The following is a 25983-nucleotide window of genomic DNA, read 5'->3' on the forward strand; positions in this document are numbered from 1 at the left end:
TCGTGACCACTAGCCTGGGGTCATGATCCCCCGTTCCCGCGCCACCGGTCGGGCCATCTTCTACCAGGCCTTCTACCGATTGCCGCTGCCGGTGCGCCGTCGCCTGGTCAAGCTGGCCGTGCCCAAGTACATCGTCGGGGCGGTCACCCTGGTCCGTGACTCCGAGGCGACGGGCGCGGGCCGACTGCTGATGCTGCGCCAGCCCCCCGGCAAGGGCTGGTCGCTGCCCGCCGGCCTGCTCAACCGGGCCGAGCCTCCGGTCGTGGGCGCGGTCCGCGAACTGTTCGAGGAGTCCGGCATCCGGCTGCCACCGTCCCGGCTGCGCCCGGCGGTGCCGAACGCGATCGTGCACGCCAAGGGCTGGGTGGACATGGTGTTCGAGACGGAGGTGCCGGCGTCCAGCACCGAACTGGCGGTCGACGGCGCCGAGGTTTTCGAGGCCGCCTGGCATCCGCTGGACGACCTGCCCAAGCTGACCTGGCCGACGGCCCGGCTGCTCGCCTACTACGACATCGGGCCGCTGGCCGGGCAGTTCCCGCCTCCGGTGCCCGACACCGCGCCGTGAGCGAAGCGGGCGGGCCGGCGGACCTCTGCGCGGTCGTGCTCGCCGCGGGTGAGGGCACCCGGCTGCGCCCGCTCACCGCACGGGTGCCCAAGGCGCTCTGCCCGGTCGGCAACGTGGCACTGCTGGACCGGGCGCTGGCCCGCCTGGCCGGCCTCGGCCTGAGCGGCCCCGCACGCGTCGCGGTGAACGCCTGCTACCTCGCCGACCAGGTGGTCGCGCACGTCGGCGATCGCGCCCACCTGTCGGTAGAGCCCGGTGACCCGCTCGGCACCGCCGGTGGGGTGGCCAACCTGCGGGACTGGATCGGCGGCCGGCCGGTGCTGGTCGGCAACGCCGACGCGTACCTGGCCGACCCGGCCACTCCCCCGGGCCCCGACGTGGCCGCGCTGTTGGACGGCTGGGACGGGAAGTCCGTACGCCTGCTCGGGCAGCCCGCCACCGACCCGAGGGCGCCCGGCACCTTCGCCGGGCACTGCTTCACGGGGTTCTCGCTGCTGCCGTGGCGGCTGGTCCGCGACCTGCCGGTGGTCTTCTCCGACCTGGTACGCGCGGTGTGGCGGCCGGCCGAGGCGGCCGGCGCGCTGGAGGTGGTGCCCTACCCGGGCACCTTCTACGACACCGGCACCCCCGCCGACTACCTGGCGGCCAACCTGCACGCCGCCAGCGGCGACGTACTGGTCGACCCGGCCGCCACGGTGACCGGGCGCTGCGTGGAGTCGGTGGTCGGCGCGGGCGCACGGGTCGACGGCGACGTGCGCCGCACCGTGGTCTGGCCCGGCGCCCTCGTGCGCAGCGGCGAACGGCTGCACGACGCGATCCGGTTCGGGGACGCCGGCACGGTCCAAGCCGCCCAGCACGGCTGACCCGCGTCGGCGCGTCGGCGGGATGATTCGTGTTAGCGGTATACCTGTGGGTCATAAATATGACTCACAGGTATACCGCTCGTTGGCGACACGCCTGCCCAAGCTGTGGGCATACCTGAAGCGACGGCTGATGGCGACAGCGCCGGGCACCCGACACCGAGCAACGGCGACGGGCGCGGGAGGACGGGCGCGGGAGGACGGCCTCGCGAGGACGGGTGCCGGGTGCACCCGACCCCGGTCCCGTCGGGAACATCTAGCATGGGCAACGACGCCAACGAACGGAGAATTGCCCCGTGATCACCGCGATCGTGCTGATCGACTGCGCCACCGACGCGATCCCCGAGGTGGCGGAGGCCCTCGCCAATGTCACCGGCGTCAGCGAGGTCTACTCGGTGGCCGGGCACGTCGACCTCATCGCCATCGTCCGGGTCCGCGAGTTCGACCAGATCGCACAGGTCATCGCGGGCAGCATCTCCAAGGTGCCGGGTGTGCTGAACACGGAGTCGCACATCGCGTTCCGGGCGTACTCCCAGCTCGACCTTGAGGAGACGTTCGCGATCGGCCTCGCCGACGCCGACTGACCCGCCGGGCCGCGTGGACGGCCGGCGCCGGACGCGGCGCGGCCGGTCCACCCGTGCGGGTGGACCGGCCGTCTGCTGCCGCTACGTCAGCTTTCGCTGGGAGCGGGCCGCTCGGTGGTGCCGAGGCCCGGTTCCGGGGACTCGGTGATGCCACCCGGAGCGGGCGACTCGGTGGTGCCACCCGGAGCCTGCGACGAGGTACCCGGGCTGGGCGTACCGCTGGCGCTGGCCTGCGGGACCGGGATGCCCAACTGGTTGGCGAGCTGGACCAGCTCGTCGTAGTGCGTCTGCAGCGTCGGCAGGGCGGTCTGAGCCAACTGGACCACCGACTGCTCGGAGCCCTGCGAGATCTCCGTCTGGGTGGCCTGGATGGCCTGGACGTGACCGGCCAGCTCACTGGTCACCCAGAGCCGGTCGAACTCCGCGCCGCTGACGTTGTTCAGCTTGTCGATGACCGCCTGCTGGTCGGTCGTGGGCTCGTTCGGCAGTTCGACCTTGAGCTGGGACGCGGTCTGCTGCACCGTCTGGTCCAGCTGGGTGTGGTCGGTCTTGAACATCGCGCCCAGGTCCTTGACCCCCTGGTTCTGGCCCTTCTGCTGAGCCAGGTCACCGGCGGTGATCTCGAACAGGTTCACCTGGTGCAGCGCCTGCAGATACTGGGTGTCCTGCGTCGACGGCTGTGCCGCGGCCTGCGCGGCCGCAGCCGGCGCGACGCCTACCAGCACCAGCGCGGCCAACAGGCCGAGGCGTTTGAGACCCAACATGCTTCCCCCCCTTGAGACGTTGGACCGCACGGATACCCGGCTCACGGGGGTTATTCCTGCGATCGCCCGACGCGCGGGGTCGACCGGTCCCGCCGTGGCCGTCCGACTCCTGCTCGGATGGGCGACGGGACACCGACAACGACGTGGCGCCCGCCGGAAGTCCGGCGGGCGCCACGTGACGGTGCTGTCGAGAGGTCAGTGGCGGCTCTCGCCGCTGCCGATCTCCGCGCGCTCGGGCCGGGACTCGACCGGCGGGTGACCAGGCGAGACCGGCGCCTCGACCGGCTTCTCGATCGGGTAGAAGAAGCCCCGGACCGCCGGGCCGAGGGCCCCGAGCCGGTTCATCTTCTTCGGCACCACCCAGCCGACGTAGTCCAGCTCACCGTGGCCGTCCGCGTGCCCGTTCGCCGCGCTGAGCGGCTGGTGCACCTCGACGAACCGGCCGTCCGGCAGGCGCCGGATGATGCCGGTCTCCACGCCGTGCGCGAGCACCTCCCGGTCGTGCTGCTGCAGACCCAGGCAGAGCCGGTAGGTGACGTAGTACGCCAGCGGCGGGACCACCAGCAGGCCGACCCGGCCCGCCCAGGTCATCGCGTTCAGGCTGATCTGGAACTTGTCGGCGATCACGTCGTTGGCGCCCGAGAGCGTCAAGACGACGTAGAAGGAGACGGCCATGGCGCCGACGGCCGTACGGGCCGGAACGTCGCGGGGCCGCTGGAGCAGGTTGTGGCTCTTGCGGTCCTTGAGGTGCCGGGCCTCCAGGAACGGGTACATCGTCGACAGGCCGACCAGGATGCCGGGCAGCACGACCGTCGGCCAGAACAACGGCGGGATGACGTAGTGGTCGCCGATCGGGATGTTGATTTCCCAGGCCGGCATGAGTCGGGTCGAGCCGTCGAGGAACATGACGTACCAGTCGGGCTGGCTGGCGGCCGAGACCACCCAGGCCTCGTACGGGCCGAACAGCCAGATCGGGTTGATCTGGAACAGACCGCCCAGCAGCGCGATGACGCCGAAGACGACCATGAAGAAGCCGCCCTGCTTCAGCGCGTAGCGGGGGAACATCCGCTCGCCGACCACGTTGCCGTTGGTCCGGCCGGGGCCGGGCCACTGGGTGTGCTTCTGCTTGAAGACCAGGCCCAGGTGGGCGCTGATCAGCGCGAGCAGCAGACCCGGGATCAGCAGGACGTGGGCGATGAAGAACCGGCTGATGATGATCGTGCCGGGGAACTCGCCACCGAAGATCGACGACGTGAGCCAGGAGCCGATCACCGGGATGGACAGCATGATCGCCGAGGCGATCCGCAGGCCGGTGCCGGACAGGCCGTCGTCCGGCAGCGAGTAGCCGGTGAAGCCGGCCAGGAAGCCGACCCAGAACAGCAGCGAGCCGATGATCCAGTTGGTCTCGCGCGGCTTGCGGAATGCGCCGGTGAAGAACACCCGCAGCATGTGCACGACGATCGCGGCCATGAACAGCAGCGCCGCCCAGTGGTGCATCTGCCGCATCACCAGGCCGCCGCGGACGTCGAACGACAGGTCCAGGCTGGAGGCGTACGCGGCGGACATCGGCGTGCCCTGCAACGGCGCGTAACTGCCGTCGTAGACCACCTCGGTCATCGCCGGCTCGTAGAAGAAGGTGAGGAACACACCGGTCAGGAGCAGCACGACGAACGAGAACAGCGCGATCTCGCCCAGCAGGAACGACCAGTGGTCCGGGAAGACCTTGTTCAGCAGCCGACGGAGCGGGGTGGCCACCTGGAAGCGGTCGTCCACCCCCACCGCGGCCTTGCCCGGCGTGGCTGCCAGGTCAAACTTTCGACGCTTCATGGCCGCTCCCAGAAATCAGGCCCGACGGTCTCGGTGTAGTCGGACTTCGCCACGAAGAAGCCCTCGGAGTCCACCTCGATCGGCAGCTGCGGCAGCCGCCGGCTGGCGGGGCCGAAGACGGGCCGGGCGTTGTCGGTGATCAGGAACTGGGACTGGTGGCACGGGCAGAGCAGCCGGTTGGTCTGCTGCTCGAACAGACTCGCGGGGCAGCCGGCGTGCGTGCAGATCTTGGAGAACGCCGCGTAGTTGCCCCACATGTAGTCGCCGTGGCCGACCCGCTCGTTGGCCCGGCGCGACTCCTGCGCGTCCGAGTCACGCAGGTGGATCAGCAGCGTCGGCGAGTCGGCGTGCCGGTTGCTCACACCGTGCTCGATGCCCGGGAAGACCGTCAGCTGACCACCGGTGCTGATGTCCGCCGGGCGAACCGGGCGGCCGTCCTCGCGGACGAGGCGGATCCGCTCGCCGCCCTCGGCGGTGGCGAACCCGGTGGTGAACATCTGGTTGTTCTTGTGCGGCTGCGAGATCAGACCGCCGACCAGCGGCGCCGCCGCGACCGCGGCGACCGGCGCGAGACCGGCCAGCAGCGAGATGCCGAGCAGGGGACGACGCTTCACACCCAGCTCGTCGGCCATGTAGAGCATGGTCTGGCCGGTGATGGTGCGACCGTCGGCGTCCACCGCGCCCTCGTGCCGGTCCTGGATCGAGACCTCCTTGGGCAGCAACTTCTTGCCCCAGGTCAGGATGCCGAAGCCGACGGCGAGCAGCGCGATGCCGAGGGTGGCGCCCAGCAGCGGGGTGTAGAACTTGTCGCCGCCGCGGCCCGGCGCGTACTGCCACGGCCACCAGATGTAGATGGCCAGGAACGCGGTCGCCGCCAGGCCGGTGATCAGGAAGAAGCCGGCCACCACCCGGGTCAGCCGACGCTCGGCCTTGGTGCCGGGCAGCACCTGCGGCTCGTAGTGCACGATCTCGATGTCGTCCCGACGCGCGCCCTCACGGACGATGTCGAACCGGGTCAGCCGGGGGTCGTTCACGTCGAGCGGCTCCTGGCCCTGCGGGGCCTGGTGCTCGGTGTGCGCGCTCATGCCGTCACCTCGCTACGGGTGGCGCCGAGCGGCACCACGGCACTGAATCTGAAGATCCGCTCGGTCACGACTTACCCGCAATCCACAGGCTAGCGAACACGAGCGCCACAATGCCAACCAGGAAGATCGCCAGGCCCTCGGTGGACGGCCCGTACCGACCGAGGTTGAACCCGCCCGGGTCCTGGTCGGTCTTCAGCGTCTCCTGGATGTAGGCGATGATGTCGGCCTTCTGCTCCGGCGTGATCTGGTTGTCACCGAACACCGGCATGTTCTGCGGGCCGCTCAGCATCGCCGCGTAGATCTGCCGGTCGGTCGCCGGGTGCAGGCTCGGGGCGAACTTGCCCGACGAGAGCGCGCCACCGCCACCGCCGAAGGCGTGGCACTGCGAGCAGTTGATCCGGAACAGCTCGCCGCCGGCCGCGACGTTGCCGTTCTCGCGGAGGTCGTCACCCTCCGGCACGATCGGGCCGCCACCCAGCTCCTGGATGTACTGGCCGAGCTGACGGGTCTGCTCGTCGGTGAAGACCGGCGGCTTGCGGTGCGCCTGGGCCTCCTGGCGGGCCAGCGGCATACGGCCCGAGCTGACCTGGAACTCGACCGAGGCCGCGCCGACGCCGATCAGGCTCGGCCCGCGGCCCTCGACGCCCTGGGCGTTGCGTCCGTGGCAGGTCACACAGCTAACGTCGAACAGCGCCTTGCCCTCGGCCGCGGCGCCGGTCAGCGGCGGATTGTCCTGCGCCTGGGCACCGGGGGCGAAGACGGTGTAGGCGCCGCCGGCGAGCATCAGCGCGGCGAACAGCCGGACCGCGGCGCCCAGCCGGCGGCGGCCCCTGCTGCGCGCGGCGGGCCGCCCGCGCAACCGCGCGAGCAGGCCGCGTCGGCGGTCGTTGTCAGAAGTCATGAGCTGTGTCCTTAACCGGTTGGACCTTGTCTCAGGGGACGGAGCAGCGGCGCGGTTCGTGACGCGCCAAGATCACTGAAGCCAGTAGATCATGGCGTACAGGCCGATCCACACGACGTCGACGAAGTGCCAGTAGTACGACACGACGATCGCCGAGGTCGCCTGCGCCGGGGTGAACCGGCCCATGGTCGTGCGGACCATGAAGATGATGAAGGCGATCAGACCGCCGGTCACGTGCAGGCCGTGGAAGCCGGTCGTCAGGTAGAACATCGAGCCGTAGCCGTCAACGTTGATCTTGACGCCGTCCGCCACCAGGTGGCGGTACTCGTTCACCTGGCCGAGCACGAAGATCAGGCCCATCACGAAGGTGACGGTGAACCAGCGGCGCAGCGCGTGCACGTCACCCTTCTCCGCCGCGAAGACGCCGAGCTGGCAGGTCACCGAGGACAGCACGAGGATCACCGTGAAGGTGGTCGCGTACGGGATGTTCAGCGACTCGGTGTGCTTCTCCCACTGCTCCGGCGCAGCCGCGCGGATCGAGAAGTACATCGCGAAGAGCGCCGCGAAGAACATGAGTTCGCTGGAGAGCCACACGATCGTCCCGACGCTGACCATGTTGGGTCGCGTCAAAGAGTGGATCCGGCTCTTGTCAATGGCTGGGGCCGCAGTCACGCCGTCATTATTGCCCCTGACCGGGGCCGGCGATCAGCGGGGTGGCAAACCTGCGCCTTCCGTGGCCCGGGCGTCAGGGTCCGGTTCGCCTGGCCTAGCCTGAAAAGCGTGCTGCACGTCGATCCGATCCTCGCCGCCACCTCGGCCGTCCCGGCCGATGTGCTCGCGGCCACTCCGGCTGGCCCGTCGGTGCTCGCCGCCGGGGCCGAGGCGACCCCGCCACCGTTCACCGTAGGCGCGGTGCTGACCGAGACCCGGTTGGACAGCTGGCTGGCCCTCGGCCTGGTGCTCGCCGCCGGCCTCTACCTCTACGGGGTGCACCGGCTGCGCGTCCGCGGGGACCGCTGGCCGATCGCCCGTACGGTGTTCTTCCTCGGCCCCGGCCTCGGCGGTATCGCGCTGGTCACGGTCAGCGGGCTGCACGCCTACGACACCGCGCTGCTGTCGGTGCACATGGTCCAGCACATGGTGCTCTCCATGGTGTCGCCGATCTTCCTGGCGCTGGGCGCACCGATGACGCTGGCCCTGCGGACCCTGCCCGTCGGGCCGCGCAAGCGCCTCCTGGCGATCGTGCACAGCCGCGTCGCCCGGGTCTACAGCTTCCCGCTGGTGGCGTTCGCCATCTTCGTGGTCAACCCGTTCGCGCTGTACTTCAGCGACCTGTACCGCTTCACCCTGGAACACGCCTGGGCACACGAGCTGGTGCACGCGCACTTCATCATGACCGGCTGCGTGTTCTTCTGGCCGCTGCTCGGCCTCGACCCGCTCCCGGGCCGCTGGCCGTACCCGGCGCGGGCCCTGCTGATGCTGCTCTCCGTGCCGTTCCACACCGTGCTCGGGCTCACCATCATGCAGAGCACCACCCTGTTCGGCGGCGACTGGTACCCGTCGCTCAACCTGAGCTGGTCCGACCCCAAGGCCGACCAGGTGGTCGCCGGCGGCATCCTCTGGGCCGGCGGTGAGTTCGTCAGTGTGACCATGCTCGCGGTGCTGGTCGTGCAGTGGGTGAAGCAGTCCGAGCGGGAGGCCCGCCGGGTGGACCGCGAGCTGGACCGCCAGGAGGCCCGCGAGCGCGCCGCCGACGCCGCGACGACCTGAGCTGCGCAGACGGTACGCCAGCGGCCGAGCGTCGGGCGGGATGTCGGCTACGTCACGTCGACCGGTACGATCGGCGGGCAGCTACGAGGTGGGAGCCTGTCAGCCATGAGCGATCGTCTGTGCACCGTCCTGCTCTACAGCGACGACCCGCAGGTCCGTGACCGGATGCGGCTCGCTGTCGGCACCCGGCCCGCGCCCGGGCTGCAGATCGAGTTCGTCGACGCGTCGACGTACGCCGAGACCATCCGGCTGGTCGACGACTACGAGATCGACCTGCTGGTGCTCGACGGTGAGGCGAGCCCCGGCGGCGGCATCGGCATCGCCCGCCAGATCAAGGACGATCGGGACGACGCCGCCCCGCCCACCTGCCTGGTGATCGCCCGCGCCGCGGACCGATGGCTCGCCGCGTACGCCGAGGTCGACGCGACGCTTGTGCACCCGCTCGACCCGGTGACCACCGGCAGCACGGTGGCCGAGCTGCTGCGGACGCACGCACCCGCCTGACGTCCCCCGCTCTCCGGCACCGACACGGCGCCGGACCAGCCGGCGCCGATTCCAGCCCACCCGCACTTCGTACGCTCGGGAGGCCCGCCATGGGCGATCGGACCTGGCCGCACCTGCTCAACTCGCTGCTGCGCGGCGAGGAGCTGTCCACCGCCGACACCGCCTGGGCCATGGGCGAGATCATGGCCGGCTCGGCGGGCGCCGCGCAGGTCGCCGGCTTCGCCGTGGCGCTACGGGCCAAGGGTGAAACCTCGGCCGAGTTGGCCGGCCTGGTGGAGACCATGCTGAGCCGGGCCGTCCCGGTCGACCTTCCCGACGACCTGCGCTCGACGGCGCTGGACGTGGTGGGCACCGGCGGTGACCTCGCCCACACGGTCAACATCTCCACCATGGCCGCGCTGGTCGTGGCGGGTGCCGGCGTCCGGGTGGTCAAGCACGGCAACCGGGCCGCGTCGTCCTCCTGCGGCACCGCCGACCTGCTGGAGTTCCTCGGTGTCCCACTCGACCTCGACCCGGACGCCATCGTGCGCTGCGTCACCGAGGCCGGCATCGGGTTCTGCTTCGCCGCCCGGTTCCACCCGGGGATGCGGCACACCGGGCCGGTCCGCCGGGAGCTGGGCGTGCCCACCGTGTTCAACTTCCTCGGCCCGCTGACCAACCCGGCCCGCCCCCGCGCCGGCGCCGTCGGCTGCTTCGACGCACGGATGGCGTCGGTGATGGCCGGCGTGTTCGCCGCCCGGGGCGACTCGGTGCTGGTGATGCGCGGCGAGGACGGGCTGGACGAGTTCACCACCGCCGCGCCGACCCGGGTGTGGGCGGCGCAGGGCGGCACCGTACGCGAGGCTGTGCTGGACGCGACCGACCTGGGTGTCCCCCGGTCCACCCTCGGCGACCTGCGCGGCGGTGACGCCGCGTACAACGCCGGCGTGGCTCGTCGCCTGCTGGCCGGTGAGACCGGCCCGGTCCGCGACGCGGTGCTGGTCAACGCGGCGGCGGCGCTCGCGACCCAGGGTCCGCTGGACGGCGACCTGACCGAGGCGCTGCGCGCCGGCCTGGACCGCGCCGCCGACTCCATCGACTCGGGCGCTGCGGCGGCCACTCTGGACCGCTGGATCGAGACCGCCACCACCGCCTGATCCCCGGCCCGGGAGGCGCGTGCTGCGTGATCGACCCGGGTTCCTGGAATCCGGGGTGTTCGGCCGGCCCGGATACCCCGACTTCACTGATGTCGGGTGGATCACGTCCGGTGGCGTCGGGGCCTGCGGGACGGCGCGTGACCGGAGGGCGCGGAGATTTGTCGGACCCGCGTGGGAAACTACAGGCGAGTAGTTCTCCGCTTCCCTTGTGCGTCGCTGTCGCATTTCGGGGGCGGTTCGCCTGGAGTGAGAGGAGACGCCCGTGTCGCACCGCGATCTCTACTGCGATGTCTGCGAGGGCGTGGCACCGTTCGAGGCGCCGCCCTGCGTCGACGGCCACGGCAGCGATTGTCCCGAGCTGATCTGCACCGGTTGCGGCGCGGCCGTGGTGATCGCCACGTTCGCCGCCCCCGTCACCCGGCTGGCCGATCGCCGACGTCGCCAGCCCACCCGCCGCCACGCCGCCTGACCCGCACCGCCCCGATCGGCTCCACAACGCCGACGTGACGGCATCCCGGTGCGCCACGACGAAGGCCCGCTCCCCCGACGGGGTGCGGGCCTTCGCGGTGGTACGGGGTCGGTCGCGCCGCGGCGACCGGGTGGATCAGTGCTCGGCGGTGCGCCGGGTGCCGGTGTAGTACTCGAACAGCAGGCCGCAGGCGGCGAAGACGACCGCCAACAGGCCGGCGCCGATCAGCCAGAACTGCCAGAACACCATGCCCAGCGCGGCGGTCGCGGCGGCCAGCGCCAGACCGAACGGCCAGTAGCTGCCCGGGCTGAAGAAGCCGACCTCGCCGGCGCCGTCGGAGATCTCGGCGTCCGGCCGGTCCTCCGGGCGCAGATCGATACGGCGGGAGACGAACCAGAAGAAGCCGCCGCACATCGAGCAGAGCAGGAACGACAGCAGCAGGGCGACGGTGCCCACCCACTCGATGTTGCCGGACTCACCGTGCGTCCAGGCGCCGTAGAGGACGGTTGCGCCGAAGAGGAACAGGGCGATGATCAGGAAGATACGCCACTCGGTCTTCATGCGGCTGCCTCAGCTTCCCGTGCCGGCCGGAGCGTCGTCCGGGTTGAAGTTGCTCTGCGTCCGTCGGGTGTCGAACGGCTGCGTGGTCTCCGCGTACGGCTGCTCACCGATCGCGGCCAGCGCGTCCTGAGTCGACTTGCCACTCTGCTTGGCCGCGAGGAACTGGTCGTACTTCTCCGGCGAGACCACCCGCAGCTCGAAGTTCATGAACGCGTGGTAGCTGCCGCACAGCTCGGCGCAACGGCCGACGTACGCGCCCTCGGCATCCAGGCTGGAGACCTCGAAGACGTTGCGGATCTTGCCCGGCATGACGTCCCGCTTGAACAGCAGCTCCGGCACCCAGAAGGAGTGGATGACGTCGCGGCTGGTCTCCTCGAACCGGATGGACCGGTTGGTCGGCAGCACGAGCACCGGGATGACCTCACTGGTGCCGAGCGTCGACGCGGTGGTGCGGGCCTCCGTGCCCTGACCGTCGCGGTAGTTGAACTGCCAGTTCCACTTGAAGGCGACGACCTCGACCGTGACGTCCGGGTTCTTCGACAGCTTGTCGACGTCGGTCTGCACGATCGCCGTGTAGTAGAAGAGCACGGAGACGATCAGGATCGGCGCGATGGTGTAGAGGAACTCCATCGGCAGGTTGTAACGGGTCTGCACCGGCAGCGCGTTGCCGCGCTTGCGGTAGCGCACGACACACCAGAAGATCAGGCCCCACACGAAGACGCCGACCGCGAGCGCGGCGACGCAGGAGGCGATCCACAGGTCGTACATCCGGTGCGACTCGGCCGAGATGCCGCCCTGCGGCCAACCGAAGCCGCCGAACGTCTGACCCACGTCACAGCCCGTGAGCAGAACCAGCAGAGCCACGCCCCCGAGACCGAGCCCGGCCAGCCGACCAGCACCGCGTCCCCGGCGTCCACCGACCCCTGGGGCAGCACCGTGCCGTACGGCCGACGGCCGTACCTCCGAACTCCTTGCGACCACCTGGTCCTGCCTCCCTAGCGCGCCGCGGTGCGTCTTTCCTCAGCACCGGCGGCAAAGGCGTCACCGACGGTCGCAGATTACTCGACCATGACGGACTCGGCCGTGGTGGGGTCACTGTCCGCCCCCATCGGGGGGATCCTGGGCATACCGTCGCGATAGCGTACTGATCCGTGAGCGCCTCTTCGGTATACCTGGACGCGGCGACCGCCGCGCCGCTGCATCCGGTCGCCCGGCAGGCGCTGCTGGCCGCTTTGGAAGACGGCTGGGCCGACCCGGGAAAGCTCTACAGCCAGGCACGCCGCGCGCGGCAACTGCTCGACGCCGCCCGCGAGGCGTCCGCGCAGACGCTCGGCGTCCGCGCCGACGAGCTGTCCTTCACCAGCAGCGGTACGACGGCAGCCCACGGCGCGGTGCTCGGCGGCCTGGCGGGACGGCACCGGGCCGGGGCGACGTTGGTGCACTCCGCGATCGAGCATTCCGCCGTCCTGCACGCCGCCGAGCGGCACGTCGCGGCCGGCGGCGTCGCCCATGCGGTGCCGGTCGACCGGGTGGGCCGGCTGGATCTGGCCGCCTGGTCGACGGCCGTCCAGGCGCCCGGGGTCGCGCTGGCCGCGCTGATCACCGCGAGTCACGAGGTGGGCACCGTGCAGCCGGTCGCCGAGGCGGCGGCCGTCTGCGCCGACGTCGGGGTGCCGCTCTACGTCGACGCGGCGCAGTCGGTCGGGCGGGTGCCCCTGCCGGCCGGCTGGTCGATGCTCAGCGCCAGCGCCCACAAGTGGGGCGGGCCGCCCGGGGTGGGGCTGCTGGCGGTCCGCAAGGGCACCCGCTGGGAGTCGCCCTGGCCGGCCGACGAGCGGGAGGGTGGGCGTACCCCCGGGTCGGTGAACCTGCCCGCGGTGGTGGCGGCGGCGGCGAGCCTGCGCGCGGCGGCGGCCGACGCCGCGGCCGAGCGGGCCCGGCTGGCGCCGCTGGTGGACCGGATCCGGGCGCGGGTGTCGGCGGAGGTGCCCGACGTCGAGGTGGTCGGCGACCCGGTGCTGCGCCTGCCTCACCTGGTGACCTTCTCCTGCCTGTACGTCGACGGCGAGACGCTGCTGCACGCGCTGGACCGGCGGGGGTTCGCGGTGTCGTCCGGCTCGTCCTGCACGTCGTCCACGCTGCGGCCGTCGCACGTGTTGGAGGCGATGGGGGTGCTCTCGCACGGCAACGTCCGGGTCAGCCTGCACCGGGACACGACCGAGTCCGACGTCGAGCGGTTCCTCGCCGAGCTGCCCGGGATCGTCGCCGGGCTGCGCGCCGACGCCGGGGTGGTGGGACTGTGACGATGCCGGACGAGGTGATCGACTGCCGGGGTCAACGCTGCCCGCTGCCGGTGATCGCGGCGGCCCGCCGGATGCCGCAGGTGCCGGTCGGCACGGTGGTCCGGGTGCTCGCCGACGACCCGGCCGCGGCGGTGGACATCCCCGCCTGGTGTCGGATGCGCGGCCAGGAGTTCCTCGGCGCGGTGACCGGCGCGGACGGCCCCGCCTACGACATCCGCCGCACCCACTGACCCATCCCTCACCCCCGCGATCTTGCAGTTGCTGCGCGGACAAGACCGCGCAGAAGCCGCGAAACAGCGACAGAAAGTGCAAGATCGCCGGGGTGAGGCGGGGTGGGTCGGGTTACGGGAGGAGGTGGGGGCGGATCTCGTCGGCGGCGGTGTCGCCGTAGGACTCGGCGAGGCGCTTGACGAACAGGTCGCGGCGGACGTCGTACTCCTGGGTGCCCACCGTCTCCAGGACCAGCGTGGCCAGCAGCGAGCCGACCTGGGCGGCCCGCTCAAGGCCGAGGCCCCAGGAGAGCGCGGTGAAGAAGCCGGCCCGGAAGCCGTCGCCCACCCCGGTCGGGTCGACCGCCCGGATCTCCCGGGCGATGGGCACGTGGATCGGGTCGATGCCGCGGCCGGCGATCTCCACGCCGTCCTTGCCCAGCGTGGTGACCCGCACCTTGACCAGGTTCAGCAGCTGGTCGTCGGTCAGCTGCGCCTTGCTCTGCAGCAGCGACTTCTCGTAGTCGTTGGTCATCAGGTACTCGGCGCCCTCGATCAGCGCCACCACGTCCTCGCCGGGCATCCGGGCGAGCTGCTGGGAGGGGTCGGCCGCGAAGGCGTACCCACGGCTGCGGCACTCGGCCGAATGCCGCAGCATCGCCTCCGGGTCGTTAGCGCTGACCAGCACCAGGTCCAGCCCGCCGAGCCGGTCGGCGACGGGGGCCAGTTCGATGTTGCGCGCCTCGCTCATCGCACCCGCGTAGAACGACGCGATCTGGCACATGTCGGTGTCGGTGGTGCAGACGAACCGCGCCGTGTGCGCCACCTCACTGATGTGCACGGAGTCACAGTCCACGCCGTGCCGCTCCAGCCAGGAGCGGTAGTCGGCGAAGTCCGCGCCCACCGCCCCGAGCAGCACCGGGCGCATCCCGAGCTGCCCCATGCCGAAGGAGATGTTCGCCGCGACCCCGCCACGGCGGAGAACCAGGTCGTCCACCAGGAAGGAGAGGGAAACCTTGTGCAGCTGATCGGCGATGAGCTGGTCGGCGAAGCGACCCGGGAAGCTCATCAGGTGATCGGTGGCGATCGAGCCGGTCACGGCGATCTTCATGTCAACCCTCAGGGTCGGGAGCAGGGCGCGGTCAGCCTACCGGCCCGGCAACCCCGACGTGTCCGGTCGGTCGGGCAACGGCAACCGCCCGTCCACCCGTCCGCCGGGGTCACCCGGGACCGCTCCCACCGTCACCCCGACACGACGACGGGGCCGTCCCGCAGGACGGCCCCGTCGTCGGTGGTGCGTGGTGCGCGACCTAGTTGAACGAGTCGCCGCAGGCGCAGGAGTTGCCCGCGTTGGGGTTGTCGATGGTGAAGCCCTGGGCGTCGATCCGGTCGGCGAAGTCGATCGTCGCGCCGGACAGGTAGGGGGCGCTCATCCGGTCGACGACGACCTCGACGCCACCGAAGTCGCTGACGACGTCACCGTCGAGCGAACGCTCGTCGAAGAAGAGCTGGTACCGCAGGCCGGAGCAGCCACCCGGCTGCACCGCGACGCGGAGCCGCAGGTCGTCGCGGCCCTCCTGCTCGATCAGGGCCTTGACCTTCTGCGCCGCGACGTCGGTGAGGACGACGGAAGTAGGGGCCTGGGCCTCGGTCGACTCGGTCTGCGCTGGCGTGGTCACGTGGAAGTCTCCCTGCGCGGTTTTGGGTCCGGACGCACTGGCCAACGCCGCGCGCCGTCCAGTGATTCCCGGTTGTGGTCCAGTTCCGATCGTACGCCGCCCCGGCCGGACGTACCCGCGTGGCGGGACCAGCGCCCCAGGTCGGCCCGGACGAAACGGCCTGGACCGGGTGGGCCGAGCGCTCAGCGGCTCCACTGCCGGGCCAGTCGGGCGCCCAGCTCGCGCAGCCCGTCGGCGGGACGGCTCATGGCGGCGTCGAGCCCGCCGGCCTGCTCCCCACCGAAGTGCTCGACCAGGCTGTACGCGTCGGTCACCCCCGCCGAGGCGGCCTCCCGTCGGCCGGTGCTGACCTGGCCGGCCACCACCACGCAGGGCACCCCACGGTCCCGGGCGGCCCCGGCCACCCCGGCGACGACCTTGCCGCGCAGCGACTGGTGGTCGAAGGACCCCTCCCCGGTGATCACCAGGTCGGCGGTGTCGAGCGCGGCGTCCAGCCGGGTGGCCCGGGTGACCAGGCCGATACCCGACTCGCAGGCGCCGCCGAGCGCGAGGATGGCCGCGCCGAGGCCGCCCGCGGCCCCACCGCCGGGCAGCGCGCCGAGCCCCGGCGGGCAGCCGGGAAGGTCCCGCTCCAGCACCGCAGCGAAACGCTCCAGGGCCGCGTCGAGCAGCAGGACGTCGGCGCGGTCGGCGCCCTTCTGCGGGCCGAACACGTTGCTCGCGCCGTGCAGGCCGAGCAGCGGGTTGTCCACGTCGGTGGCGGCGACGAGCCGGGCGCCGCGCAGCCGGGGAGCGCCGTCGAGGGCGTCGACCAGGGCCAACGCAGCCCCGCCGTACGGCAGCGCCGCACCCGTGGCGTCGAGCGGGGTCGCGCCCAGCGCGGTGAGCATGCCGGCGCCGGCGTCGTTGGTGGCGGAGCCGCCCAGCCCGATCACCACCGTCCGGACCCCGCTCTCCACGGCGGCGGTCACCAGCAGACCCAGCCCGTACGACGTGGTGGTCTTCGGGTCGCGCTCGGCTGCGGAGAGCAGGTGCAGGCCGCACGCCTGCGCGCTCTCCAGGTAGGCCGTCGTGCCGTCGGCGGTGAGCAGGATCTCACCGGCCGCCGGCCGGCCCAGCGGGTCGACGGTCGACACCGTCACCCGCCGGCCGCCGAGCGCCTCGGCGAGCACCTCCACGAAGCCCGGCCCGCCGTCGGCGAGCGGCCGGATCAGCAGGTCGTCACCGTCGGCGACGCTGCGCCAGCCGTCCGCCACCGCGGCGGCGACCTCCGGTGCGGGCAGGGTGCCGGCGAACTTGTCCGGGCAGAGCAGCACGCGCATGTCGAGCAGTGTGGCAGCCCACACCGAGCGGAGCTGCGGCGCGCTCGCGCTGTGGGACCATGGGCTACGTGACTTCGACCTGGGTGGAACCCTCCAACACGGCGACGGCTCTGCTGCTGCTCGGCCGGGGCAGCGACCCCGACACCGAGCGCGGCGTCGAGTGTCCGGGCGACCTGCCGGCGCCCAGCGACCCGGATCTGGTGGCCCGTGCCACGGCGGCGAAGGCGGAGCTGGGCAGCAAGGTCTTCGTGCTGGGGCACCACTACCAGCGCGACGAGGTGATCCAGTTCGCGGACGTGACCGGCGACTCGTTCAAGCTGGCCCGGGAGGCCGCCGCCCGGCCGGACGCCGAGTACATCGTCTTCTGCGGCGTGCACTTCATGGCCGAGAGCGCCGACATCCTCACCACGGACGCCCAGCGGGTGATCCTGCCCGACCTGGCGGCCGGCTGTTCGATGGCGGACATGGCCGTGCTGGGTCAGGTCGAGGCCGCCTGGGACACGCTCGCCGAGCTGGGCATCGCCGGCGAGACCGTGCCGGTGACGTACATGAACTCCTCGGCCGACATCAAGGGTTTCGTCGGCCGCAACGGCGGCGTGGTCTGCACCTCGTCCAACGCCAAGCGCGCCCTGGACTGGGCGTTCGAGCAGGGCTCGAAGGTGCTCTTCCTGCCGGACCAGCACCTGGGCCGCAACACGGCGGTGCTGGAGATGGGCCTGTCGCTGGACGACTGCGTGCTCTACGACCCGCACAAGCCCGGTGGCGGGCTCACGCCGGAGCAGCTGCGGGACGCCAAGATGATCCTGTGGCGAGGGCACTGCTCGGTGCACGGCCGGTTCACCCTGGAGAGCGTCGACGACGTGCGGGCGCGGGTTCCCGGGGTCAACGTGCTGGTCCACCCGGAGTGCCGGCACGAGGTGGTCACGGCCGCCGACCACGTCGGTTCGACCGAGTACATCATCAAGACCATCGAGGCGGCGCCGGCCGGCTCGGCGTGGGCGCTGGGCACCGAGCTGAACCTGGTCCGCCGGTTGGCGCTGGCCCACCCGGACAAGCAGATCATGTTCCTGGACAAGGCGGTCTGCTACTGCTCGACCATGAACCGGATCGATCTGCCGCACCTGGTCTGGGCCCTGGAGGAGCTGGTCGCGGGCCGGGTCGTCAACCAGATCACTGTCGACGCCGACACCGCGCACCACGCCCGGGTGGCGCTGGACCAGATGCTCGCCCTGCCGGGTGCGTGATCACGATCCGTGACGCCCTTGGTACGCAAAAGTGCCGGATCACCGATTAATGCCACACACGCCGGTGTGACCGAGTCCTTTTTCGTCACCGAGGGCTATGCTGCCGGGGCGAGGACGCAAGCGGGCCGTTTCGATATGGCCGCATCCGGGGTAGCGACAGAGTTCCGGCTCCCCACCATCAACACAGCAGCACCGAAGCGCTGGAGGTTGCGTTGACCGACGACGTCCTGATCGTGCATGGAGGCACTCCGCTCGAAGGGCGGATCCGCGTGCGCGGCGCGAAGAACCTGGTTTCGAAGGCGATGGTCGCCGCACTGCTGGGCGACAGCCCGAGCCGGCTGTTCGACGTGCCGAAGATCCGCGACGTCGAGGTGGTCCGGGGTCTGCTCGGTCTGCACGGCGTCAAGGTGACCGACGGCGCCGAGGACGGCGAGCTCGTCTTCGACCCGGCGAACGTGGAGAGCGCCAGCACCGACCAGATCAACGTGCACGCCGGTTCGAGCCGGATCCCGATCCTGTTCTGCGGGCCGCTGCTGCACCGGCTCGGGCACGCGTTCATCCCGGATCTGGGCGGCTGCCACATCGGCCCGCGCCCGATCGACTTCCACCTGCAGGCGCTGCGGGAGTTCGGCGCGACTGTCGACAAGCGGCCCGAGGGGCTGCACCTGTCCGCGCCGAACGGCCTGCACGGCACCAAGTTCGCCCTGCCGTACCCGAGCGTCGGCGCCACCGAGCAGGTGCTGCTGACCGCGGTTATGGCCGAGGGCGTCACCGAGCTGCGCAACGCCGCGGTGGAGCCGGAGATCATCGACCTGATCTGCATCCTGCAGAAGATGGGCGCGATCATCAAGGTCCACACCGACCGGGTGATCGAGATCCAGGGCGTGCCGAAGCTGCACGGGTACACCCACCGGCCGATCCCCGACCGGATCGAGGCCGCCAGCTGGGCCGCGGCCGCGCTGGCCACCCGTGGCCACGTCGAGGTGCTCGGCGCGCAGCAGGCCGACATGATGACCTTCCTGAACATCTTCCGGTCCGTCGGCGGCGAGTACGAGGTCACCGACACCCGGCCGCCGAAGCTGGGCGACCCGGGCCAGGAGGGCGGCATCCGCTTCTGGCACCCCGGCGGCGAGCTGAACGCGGTGGCGCTGGAGACCGACGTCCACCCCGGCTTCATGACCGACTGGCAGCAGCCGCTGGTCGTGGCGCTGACCCAGGCCCGCGGCCTGTCGATCGTGCACGAGACGGTCTACGAGCAGCGGCTGGGCTACACCGAGGCGCTGAACTCGATGGGCGCCAACATCCAGGTCTACCGGGACTGCCTCGGCGGCACCCCGTGCCGCTTCGGCCGGCGCAACTTCAAGCACTCGGCGGTGATCGCCGGGCCGAGCAAGCTGCACGCCGCCGACCTGGTCATCCCCGACCTGCGGGCCGGTTTCAGCCACCTGATCGCGGCGCTCGCGGCCGAGGGCACCTCCCGGGTGTACGGCGTCGACCTGATCAACCGGGGCTACGAGGACTTCGAGGCGAAGCTCGCCGACCTCGGCGCGCACGCCGAGCGCCCGTAACCTCGTCAGACCTTCCGCGCCCGGTGCACCGCGATGTGCACCGGGCGCGAACCGTTGGCTACCCTTGCCGCGTGCCGTCGCTCTTTCGCCGCAAGTCCACCGACCTCGTCGACGAGGCCGTCACCTCGGTGACCCCCGAGGAGACCGCCGACCGTCCCCGGGGTTACACCCCGGCCAAGGGTCGGGAGACGCCGAAGCGGCCGACCGTCGGCCGTCGCCCGGCCGGCCCCACCCGCCCCCTCACCAAGGAGGAGGAGCGGGAGCGGCGCCGCCAGCTGCGTACCGAGGCCGCGGCCGAGTTCCGCCGCGAGGGTGGCCCCCGCGACCGGGGCCCGGAGCGGCTGCTGGCACGCAACGTGGTCGACTCCCGGCGTACCGTCGGCACCTGGTTCTTCGGCGGCGCGTTGATCGTGCTGATCGGCTCGAACGCGGCGATGCCGGCGCCGGTGCGGTTGATCTCCAACGTGCTCTGGGGCGCACTGGCCCTGGGTGTGGTCGTCGACTCGCTGCTGATCTGCCGCAAGATCGGCAAGCTGGTCCGGGAGCGCTTCCCGAAGACCGACCAGCGGATGGGCTCGCTCTACCTCTACGCCGTGATGCGGTCGATCACCTTCCGGCGGATGCGCGCTCCGGCTCCTCAGGTCAAGCTCGGCGACAAGGTCTGATCCCGGCTTCCCGAGCCCGCGTCGCCCCAGTGGCGGCTCCGGCCGCGTTGGGGGCAAAGCGCAGCGGGAAGCATCCGGGCAGTGGCCGTTCGTTGTAGCGTGCGCGTAGTTCATCACGGTGAACAGGTCGCCAGTTGTTCGTCACCTCGCACGTTGATCCAATGGAGCGAACACGCATGCCTGGAGAACCGGCTGCCCCGTTGGCCACCATCGCTGCCGCCCTGCGCCGCGAACGGGAGCGCCTCGGGATCTCGCTGGCCGAGCTGGCCCATCGGGCGGGGGTGACCGAGTCGACGATCTCCCACCTGGAGTCGGGGACCGGCAACCCGAGCGTCGAGACGCTCTGGGCGCTCGGCGTGGCGCTGGGCGTACCGTTCAGCCGGCTCGTGGAGCCGGCGGACGTCGACATCCGGGTGATCCGCGCCGGGGAGGGGCCCCGGGTCCGTTCCGAACAGGCCGACTTCGCCGGGACGCTGCTCAGCGCCGGCACGGCGCACCTGCGCCGGGACGTCTACCTGATCGAGTTGGAGCCGGGCGCGGTCCGGGAGGCGGACGGGCACACCCCCCGCAGCGTCGAGCACGTGGTGGTGGCCGCCGGACGGCTGCGCGTCGGCCCCGAGGCGGGCACCGTGGACCTCGGTCCGGGTGACTACGCGACGTTCCCCGGCGACACACCGCACCGGTACGAGGCGCTGGTCCCCGGCACCTTCGCCGTCCTCGTCATGGAGCATCCCTGACCCGATGCTCCGGTCCACCCGGCCGGCGGGTGGGGTATCGTCAAAGGTCAGATTGGGTTATCGACCCAAATGTCCGGAACCATCGGATAACGTTTGCGCTCGTGGGCGGTGCCACAGTGGCGGTGAACGAGCCCACGCCGTTACCCTCCATCCGCAGCCACGCCCTGCCGGAATGGGCGACCCGACCGGCACGCGAGGCCCCAGCGCGACAATGTGCAACGAGGTGACAACGCCGTGAGCGAGCGGACGCGAGCCGGCCACCGGGGCGTGGCAGGCGGCGACCGGACGCCCATGGGCCAGCGAGGCACCACCGCGGCCACCTCACCGTCGACGGGGAGCGGCCACGCGGCCGGGTGTGGCGACGGGCTCAACGGATGAACGGCCGCTACACCGACCGGTGGCGGGACCCGAACGAACCGTCCTGGGTGGTCGAGCCGACCACCGAGTGGCACCCCCAGTTCCCCGGCCAGCGCTACCCCGGCGACATCGGCGTCACCCACCAGCCGGCACCGCCGCGCGGACGGGCGACAGTTGTCGGTCGTACCGAGGTGCCGCCGCTCGCGCCCACCCGACCGGACGGCACCTACCTCGGCCGCTCCTGGGCCGACGAGCCTCCGGGCGAGTCTGCCCCCAACGGCCGGTGGGGGGCGGACGACGAGCCGGGCGGGACACCCTCCTACGGCTGGTCACGCAGCGACGAGCGCCCGGTCGACACGACGCACCACGGACGACCCGAGACCCCGCAGTACGACCATGAGCCGTACCGCCGGCCGCTCCCCGAGCCGCCCCGACGGGAGGAGCGCCGCTCCCCCGAGTCGGACCGGCGGACCGCCTGGTCCGACCGGCGTCCCAACGACGACCGGGGACCGGCTCGGGAGGCCGCCTGGCACCGCGAGCAGCCCACTTCCGAGCGGTACGACGGCCGCCCGCCCCGACACGAGCCGGCCGACCGGGACCGGGCGTACCCGACCGCGCCACCCGTCTCCCCCGGGCCCTACTCCCCCGCACCGCGCAGTGACTCCGGCTGGGTGCCCGAGCCGGACGAGGCGCCGCGCCGGCGCGGCACGTCGGAGCGGCCGGCCGCGAGTCACGACCGGCACCCCGGCGACGGGTACGGCACCCGACCGGCCAGGGGCCACGACGGCCGCCCGACCGACGGCTGGGCCGCCGAGGGGGCCGGCCAGTGGGCACCCGTGGACAGCCGCTCCCGCTACCGGGCCGAGGGCCACCCCGACCGCCTGCCCGACGACGCCCGCCGCTCAGAACGCCTACCCGACGACGCCCGCCGCCCGGAGCGGGGCGTTGCCGACGGCCGGTCCCGCGTGGACGCTGGCCCCGGTGCGTCCACCGACCGGCAGCGCCGGCCGGACGAGGCATTCGGGACGCCACAGACGTCCGAGGGCGGACGGCGGCGCCGCCCCGAACCGGAGGCACCGGAACAGCCCCGCCGCGACGACGAGCGCCGCCGTCCCGATGTCGAGCCGCACCGGCAGCAACCCCGCGAGGCGGCAGCCCGCACCGAGGCGTACCCGGACCGTCGCGCGCGCGAGAACGCCCGGCCGGAGCGGTACGGCGAGGAGCCGTACCGCGAGGAGACCTACCGCGAGGAGCCGCGGTCGCAGCCCGGCCCCCGGTCGGGTGGCGGCCTGCCCTGGCCGCCGCCCGGTCCGGTGCACCCGGACCGCAGACGGGAGCCGGGCTACCGGCCCGAGCCGCACCGCGGCGCTGAGCCGGAGGTCCCGCCGCGGCCGGCGACGCGACCCGCACGGCCACCGGCGGAGCCGCCCCGGTACGACGAACGGCCCGCGCGTCCCGCCGCGACGGCGCCGCCCACCTCCGGCCGGGCCACCCCGGTCCCGCCCACACCCGTCTCCCCCGCCGCACCGGGCACCGGCCGGGCGACTCCGGTTCGTCCGGCCTCGCCGGAGCGACCGGTGTCGCCGGCACCCGTCTCGCCCGCCGCGCCCGGCCCGGACCGGCCGGTGTCCGCGGCACCCGTCTCCCCCGCCTCGGCGGACCACGCGTGGCAACCATCCACGTCGTCCGGTCGTCCGGAGCGCGACCGGCCGGTGTCCGCCGCACCGGTCTCCCCGGCGGACGTCCCCGTCTCCGGTCCACCGGCCGCCCGGCTGCGGCTGGAGTTCCTGCCCGCCCCGGTGGATCCTCCGTCCTCGGACGAGCGGCCGGAGTCGCCGCAGCGGCCCGAGCACCGCACACCCACCGAACCGGCTTCGACTGCCGACCCTCGCGCCACCGCGCCACCGCGCTATCCCGGCCCGGACAACCGCTCGCACCCGGCGCCGCCCGCCCGTCCCGCCCCGCAGGACCAGCCCCCACAACCCACACCTGGGCAGCGGCCCTCGCCGCCTGCGGATGACCGCCCGCCGGTCGCTCCCCCACCGTCCTGGCAGCGGCCGGAGCAGCCCCCCACCCCCGTGACGCCGACGTCCTCGGCGCCCGCGCCGGATGCCGAGCCGGCGCTTCCGATCGCCCCGGGCGTACCGCGTCGCTACGTGCCCCCGGCGCCCTCGGAAGCGCCCGTGCCGACCGCTGCGGAGCCAGCGGAGGCGTCGGCCCGGGGGCCGGCAGCCTGGTTCAGCCCCGGCGCCCAGCCGGTCGTGTCCGACCAGGACGAGACACCAGCGGACCAGCGGCCGACCGAGGAACCCGAGACCACCACCGTCGGCGAGACGACCGAGGACTGGAAGCCCGGCGACGGGTCGGCCGGCTCGCCACACGCCGAGGACGCGCACGTCCCGTCGGCGGCGTCCGCCCAACCGCTGGTCAGCGACCCCGCAGCCGACCGGCGACCCGACTCGGCCGTCGAGACCGCTGCGACACCGATCTCCGGACCGCTCGCCGACCCGGTCTCCCCACCACCGAGCCGGCCGGTGTCCGCACCACCAGCCGATCCGATCGCCGCACGCCCCGCCCCACCCGACTCGGCAGAGCCCGTCTCGGCACCGCCTGTCTCCGCGCCGCCGGACTCGGCCTGGCCCGTCTCGGCCCCGCCAGCCCTCGCGCCGCCGGACTCGGCCTGGCCTGTCTCGGCACCGCCGGCCTCGGCCACCCCGATGGAGGTGGCCGACGCTGAGCGTCGCCCTCGGGTCGACGACCTCGCCACCCACGTGGAGCCCTCCACCGAACCGACCCCGACCGACGGACGGGAGCCGATCTCCGGACCGCCGGCACACCCGGTCTCCGGTGCTCCACGCGCCTGGTCGGACGACCTGGTCGACGATGCCGACGACGCAGCGGCGGCCGCCGAGCCGGTGTCGGGCGACATCCACCGTCCGCTCGGCGGTGAGCCGTACACAGAGGCGTCGGGGCACCACAGCGACCTCGCCCCCGACGACATCCGCCAGGTCACTGGCCCGACGAGCGCGCCGACCGCCGACGCATCCACCGACGCGTCGCGGGACCGCCTCGCCGACGCCGGACCGTGGGACCGGCCGGCATCGGCGCCGCCCGCGTCGAGCAACGCGTACCCATCGACCGCCAGCCCGGACCCGGATGCCGACCCGGCCGGGTCCGGTCCGGCGACCGAGGCGACGCGCACGCCGCCGCCCGAGCCGGCAGCGGAACGGCCCACTGCGGCGGCGCCCGTGTCCGCACCGCCCGCACCGGAGCCCGTGCCCCCGGCGGCACTCGCACCGCCGGTCTCCGCACCGCCGGCCGCGCAGGCACCCGTCTCCGCACCGCCCGTCTCCGCACCGCCCGTCTCCGCACCGCCGGCCGCGCAGGCACCCGTCTCCGCGCCACAGGCGACGCCCGTGTCCGCGCCACCCGCCGCGCCCGTCTCCGCCGTACCGCTCGCTGGCATTCCCGGGCCGCGCAGCGGGTCGTCCGACCAGGACGCGCCGGTGTCGGCGCCGCCCGCCACGGCGCCGGAGCCGCCCCGTCGTTCGCTGGCCGATCAGGGCGACCCGGAGCAGGTCCTGGCCGCGTACCGCTGGCGGCTGGACCCGGTGACCCTGCGCGAGGAGCTGACGGAGCCGGACGCCATGCGGGCCATCCGGCGGCGCTTGACCGAGAAGCTGGGCTCGGCCGTCGACAACAAGGCCCGTGCGCGGCTGCTGAGTCTGCGCGCGGTCGCCTCGCGGATCCTCGGCGACCTCGACGACGCGTTGGCCGACGGCCGGCTCGCCCTCACCTACGCCGAAGCCACCGGCGAGCTGCGCCGGACCGCGCTGGCCCAGGCCCGGCTGGCCCACGTGCTGCGATGGAGGGGCGACTACGCCGAGGCCGACCAGCTCTTCGCCGAGGCCAACTCGATCGAACTGCCCGACCGGCTGCGCGCCGCCCTGCACGAGCACGCCGGGCGGTGCTGCTATGACCAGGGCCGGCTGATGGAGGCCTGCCACCACTTCGAGCGGGCGCTCGACCTGCGCGGGGCCGGCGACGCCGAGCTGCTGGACCGGATCCGGGTGGCCCTCGACGCGGTCACCGCGCGGGCTTCGGCCGACGGCTTCGGGCCGTACCCCCGGAGTCGGGAAGAGGTGCTCGACCGTGACCGGCCCCCGCAGCCGGACCGGGACGGACCGCTGTGGGGCTACACCGACCACGCCGGCGACGTTGTCATTCCCGCCCGGTACGCCGAGGCGCAGCCCTTCCACGACGGGCTGGCCTGGGTCCGGCGGCCGGACACCGACCGGTGGTCCCTGATCAACCTGCTGGGTACGACGGTGATCCCGCCCTCGTACCGGGCGGTGCGCCCGTTCAGCGACGGCCTGGCCTGGGTGTTCACCGACGGCGGGTGGACGGCGATCGACCCGACCGGCGCGGTGCAGGTTCCGCCCAACTTCGCCGACGTACGGCCGTTCCGCCGAGGGCTGGCCGCAGTGAAGCGCGAGGGGTGGGGTGCGGTCGACCGGACCGGCCGGATCGTGGTGCCGACCCGATACCACGGCTTCGTCACCGAGCTGACCGACGCGGGTCCGGTCGACGGCTTCACCGACGAGGGTCTCGTGGTCGTCGACGTGGCCGGTCGGCGCGGTGTGGTGGACCGGACCGGCGCGGTGCTGGTCCAGCCGTCGTACCCGATGGTGGTCATCCACCCGGTGGCGTTCCTGGTGGTCAGCGGCAGCGGTCGGTGGGGCGCGCTGGACCGGCGGGGTGGGCCGCTGATCGACCTGGTGCACCCCGATCGCGCGGCGGTGCTGGAGGAGATCGACCGGCTGTTGACCGACGCGAACCCGGTGCTCTGAGTCGTCGCTCGGCGATCGTGATC

At 72.6% G+C, this 25983-nt stretch carries 24 protein-coding genes; 14 read left to right on the plus strand and 10 right to left on the minus strand.

Going from position 1 to position 25983, the window contains the following annotated elements:
* Positions 1 to 22 precede the first annotated feature (22 nt).
* From ABZT87_RS10440 to ABZT87_RS10450, 3 genes are all read left to right on the plus strand, one after another.
* Positions 23 to 565 carry an NUDIX domain-containing protein gene (locus tag ABZT87_RS10440; RefSeq protein WP_354861549.1) on the plus strand — a complete coding sequence of 181 codons (543 nt, stop codon included), beginning with the start codon at positions 23 to 25 and terminating at the stop codon, positions 563 to 565.
* A complete protein-coding gene (locus ABZT87_RS10445) occupies positions 562 to 1428 on the plus strand; it encodes a sugar phosphate nucleotidyltransferase (protein WP_354861550.1) in 867 nt (288 codons plus the stop codon). Before ABZT87_RS10440 ends, ABZT87_RS10445 begins: the two co-directional genes overlap by 4 nt.
* A gap of 293 nt (positions 1429 to 1721) precedes the next feature.
* A complete protein-coding gene (locus ABZT87_RS10450; RefSeq protein WP_354861552.1) occupies positions 1722 to 2009 on the plus strand; it encodes an Lrp/AsnC ligand binding domain-containing protein in 288 nt (95 codons plus the stop codon).
* A gap of 86 nt (positions 2010 to 2095) precedes the next feature.
* Here the strand turns inward: ABZT87_RS10450 and ABZT87_RS10455 are convergent, their stop codons facing one another.
* From ABZT87_RS10455 to ABZT87_RS10475, 5 genes are all read right to left on the minus strand, one after another.
* Positions 2096 to 2773: a DUF4142 domain-containing protein gene (locus ABZT87_RS10455; RefSeq protein WP_354861553.1), complete on the minus strand. Its 678-nt coding sequence runs from the start codon at positions 2771 to 2773 to the stop codon at positions 2096 to 2098.
* Between the two features lie 195 nt (positions 2774 to 2968).
* Positions 2969 to 4600 (minus strand): cytochrome b N-terminal domain-containing protein, encoded by a 1632-nt coding sequence (locus tag ABZT87_RS10460; protein WP_355134949.1) that lies wholly within the window; start codon positions 4598 to 4600, stop codon positions 2969 to 2971.
* On the minus strand, positions 4597 to 5685 hold the full coding sequence (locus tag ABZT87_RS10465) for a Rieske 2Fe-2S domain-containing protein (protein ID WP_355134951.1): 1089 nt from the start codon (positions 5683 to 5685) through the stop codon (positions 4597 to 4599). Before ABZT87_RS10465 ends, ABZT87_RS10460 begins: the two co-directional genes overlap by 4 nt.
* Before the next feature lie 64 nt (positions 5686 to 5749).
* Positions 5750 to 6586 (minus strand): cytochrome c, encoded by an 837-nt coding sequence (locus ABZT87_RS10470; protein WP_354861559.1) that lies wholly within the window; start codon positions 6584 to 6586, stop codon positions 5750 to 5752.
* Positions 6587 to 6658: 72 nt separating this feature from the next.
* Positions 6659 to 7258, minus strand: a complete 600-nt coding sequence (locus ABZT87_RS10475; protein ID WP_354861560.1) for a heme-copper oxidase subunit III — start codon at positions 7256 to 7258, stop codon at positions 6659 to 6661.
* Positions 7259 to 7366: 108 nt separating this feature from the next.
* Between ABZT87_RS10475 and ABZT87_RS10480 the strand changes: the two genes are divergently transcribed.
* The 4 genes from ABZT87_RS10480 to ABZT87_RS10495 all read left to right on the plus strand — a co-directional run bounded on the left by ABZT87_RS10480 (position 7367) and on the right by ABZT87_RS10495 (position 10465).
* Entirely contained in the window at positions 7367 to 8356 is a 990-nt protein-coding gene (locus tag ABZT87_RS10480) for a cytochrome c oxidase assembly protein (RefSeq protein ID WP_354861561.1), read from the plus strand.
* A 105-nt stretch (positions 8357 to 8461) separates the two neighbouring features.
* Entirely contained in the window at positions 8462 to 8860 is a 399-nt protein-coding gene (locus ABZT87_RS10485) for a hypothetical protein (RefSeq protein ID WP_354861563.1), read from the plus strand.
* A gap of 89 nt (positions 8861 to 8949) precedes the next feature.
* Positions 8950 to 9996: an anthranilate phosphoribosyltransferase gene (gene trpD / locus ABZT87_RS10490; RefSeq protein ID WP_354861565.1), complete on the plus strand. Its 1047-nt coding sequence runs from the start codon at positions 8950 to 8952 to the stop codon at positions 9994 to 9996.
* A gap of 262 nt (positions 9997 to 10258) precedes the next feature.
* Complete coding sequence (locus ABZT87_RS10495; protein ID WP_354861566.1) at positions 10259 to 10465, plus strand: hypothetical protein; 207 nt, start codon at positions 10259 to 10261, stop codon at positions 10463 to 10465.
* A 135-nt stretch (positions 10466 to 10600) separates the two neighbouring features.
* Here ABZT87_RS10495 and ABZT87_RS10500 read toward each other — a convergent pair whose 3' ends face one another.
* Entirely contained in the window at positions 10601 to 11026 is a 426-nt protein-coding gene (locus ABZT87_RS10500; protein ID WP_355134953.1) for a cytochrome c oxidase subunit 4, read from the minus strand.
* A gap of 9 nt (positions 11027 to 11035) precedes the next feature.
* Positions 11036 to 12007, minus strand: coding sequence for a cytochrome c oxidase subunit II (gene coxB / locus ABZT87_RS10505; RefSeq protein ID WP_354861569.1), 972 nt, complete (start codon positions 12005 to 12007; stop codon positions 11036 to 11038).
* Positions 12008 to 12177: 170 nt separating this feature from the next.
* Between coxB and ABZT87_RS10510 the strand changes: the two genes are divergently transcribed.
* Entirely contained in the window at positions 12178 to 13329 is a 1152-nt protein-coding gene (locus ABZT87_RS10510; RefSeq protein ID WP_355134955.1) for an aminotransferase class V-fold PLP-dependent enzyme, read from the plus strand.
* Positions 13326 to 13559 (plus strand): sulfurtransferase TusA family protein, encoded by a 234-nt coding sequence (locus ABZT87_RS10515; RefSeq protein WP_354861572.1) that lies wholly within the window; start codon positions 13326 to 13328, stop codon positions 13557 to 13559. Before ABZT87_RS10510 ends, ABZT87_RS10515 begins: the two co-directional genes overlap by 4 nt.
* Before the next feature lie 112 nt (positions 13560 to 13671).
* On the opposite strand, the gene ABZT87_RS10520 is transcribed toward ABZT87_RS10515, so the two are convergent.
* The 3 genes from ABZT87_RS10520 to ABZT87_RS10530 form a co-directional block, all read right to left on the minus strand.
* Positions 13672 to 14649, minus strand: coding sequence for a carbohydrate kinase family protein (locus ABZT87_RS10520; RefSeq protein ID WP_355134957.1), 978 nt, complete (start codon positions 14647 to 14649; stop codon positions 13672 to 13674).
* 199 nt (positions 14650 to 14848) lie between these two features.
* Complete coding sequence (gene erpA, locus ABZT87_RS10525; protein WP_234587006.1) at positions 14849 to 15217, minus strand: iron-sulfur cluster insertion protein ErpA; 369 nt, start codon at positions 15215 to 15217, stop codon at positions 14849 to 14851.
* Between the two features lie 182 nt (positions 15218 to 15399).
* Positions 15400 to 16539: a glycerate kinase gene (locus ABZT87_RS10530; RefSeq protein WP_355134959.1), complete on the minus strand. Its 1140-nt coding sequence runs from the start codon at positions 16537 to 16539 to the stop codon at positions 15400 to 15402.
* Positions 16540 to 16607: 68 nt separating this feature from the next.
* Here ABZT87_RS10530 and nadA point away from each other — a divergent pair, with 68 nt between their 5' ends.
* The 5 genes from nadA (at position 16608) to ABZT87_RS10555 (ending at position 25960) form a co-directional block, all read left to right on the plus strand.
* A complete protein-coding gene (nadA, locus tag ABZT87_RS10535) occupies positions 16608 to 17783 on the plus strand; it encodes a quinolinate synthase NadA (protein WP_355134961.1) in 1176 nt (391 codons plus the stop codon).
* A 212-nt stretch (positions 17784 to 17995) separates the two neighbouring features.
* The gene (gene murA / locus ABZT87_RS10540; protein ID WP_308195384.1) at positions 17996 to 19351 is read left to right on the plus strand and encodes a UDP-N-acetylglucosamine 1-carboxyvinyltransferase; all 1356 of its coding nucleotides are present in this window, start codon (positions 17996 to 17998) and stop codon (positions 19349 to 19351) included.
* Positions 19352 to 19422: 71 nt separating this feature from the next.
* Complete coding sequence (locus ABZT87_RS10545) at positions 19423 to 20016, plus strand: DUF3043 domain-containing protein (protein WP_354859767.1); 594 nt, start codon at positions 19423 to 19425, stop codon at positions 20014 to 20016.
* 176 nt (positions 20017 to 20192) lie between these two features.
* Positions 20193 to 20753 carry an XRE family transcriptional regulator gene (locus tag ABZT87_RS10550; RefSeq protein WP_355134963.1) on the plus strand — a complete coding sequence of 187 codons (561 nt, stop codon included), beginning with the start codon at positions 20193 to 20195 and terminating at the stop codon, positions 20751 to 20753.
* A gap of 374 nt (positions 20754 to 21127) precedes the next feature.
* Positions 21128 to 25960, plus strand: coding sequence for a WG repeat-containing protein (locus tag ABZT87_RS10555; RefSeq protein ID WP_355134965.1), 4833 nt, complete (start codon positions 21128 to 21130; stop codon positions 25958 to 25960).
* Positions 25961 to 25983: the final 23 nt, after the last annotated feature.

The organism is Micromonospora sp. NPDC005237, assembly GCF_040607775.1.
In the GTDB taxonomy this organism is placed as follows: domain Bacteria; phylum Actinomycetota; class Actinomycetes; order Mycobacteriales; family Micromonosporaceae; genus Micromonospora.

Coding starts and splice junctions, on each gene's coding strand:
- ABZT87_RS10440 (WP_354861549.1), top strand. CDS start 23: ATGATCCCCCGTTCCCGCGCCACCGGTCGGGCCATCTTCTACCAGGCC.
- ABZT87_RS10455 (WP_354861553.1), bottom strand. CDS start 2,773: ATGTTGGGTCTCAAACGCCTCGGCCTGTTGGCCGCGCTGGTGCTGGTA.
- ABZT87_RS10460 (WP_355134949.1), bottom strand. CDS start 4,600: ATGAAGCGTCGAAAGTTTGACCTGGCAGCCACGCCGGGCAAGGCCGCG.
- ABZT87_RS10465 (WP_355134951.1), bottom strand. CDS start 5,685: ATGAGCGCGCACACCGAGCACCAGGCCCCGCAGGGCCAGGAGCCGCTC.
- ABZT87_RS10470 (WP_354861559.1), bottom strand. CDS start 6,586: ATGACTTCTGACAACGACCGCCGACGCGGCCTGCTCGCGCGGTTGCGC.
- ABZT87_RS10485 (WP_354861563.1), top strand. CDS start 8,462: ATGAGCGATCGTCTGTGCACCGTCCTGCTCTACAGCGACGACCCGCAG.
- trpD (WP_354861565.1), top strand. CDS start 8,950: ATGGGCGATCGGACCTGGCCGCACCTGCTCAACTCGCTGCTGCGCGGC.
- ABZT87_RS10500 (WP_355134953.1), bottom strand. CDS start 11,026: ATGAAGACCGAGTGGCGTATCTTCCTGATCATCGCCCTGTTCCTCTTC.
- ABZT87_RS10520 (WP_355134957.1), bottom strand. CDS start 14,649: ATGAAGATCGCCGTGACCGGCTCGATCGCCACCGATCACCTGATGAGC.
- ABZT87_RS10530 (WP_355134959.1), bottom strand. CDS start 16,539: ATGCGCGTGCTGCTCTGCCCGGACAAGTTCGCCGGCACCCTGCCCGCA.
- ABZT87_RS10550 (WP_355134963.1), top strand. CDS start 20,193: ATGCCTGGAGAACCGGCTGCCCCGTTGGCCACCATCGCTGCCGCCCTG.
- ABZT87_RS10555 (WP_355134965.1), top strand. CDS start 21,128: ATGAACGGCCGCTACACCGACCGGTGGCGGGACCCGAACGAACCGTCC.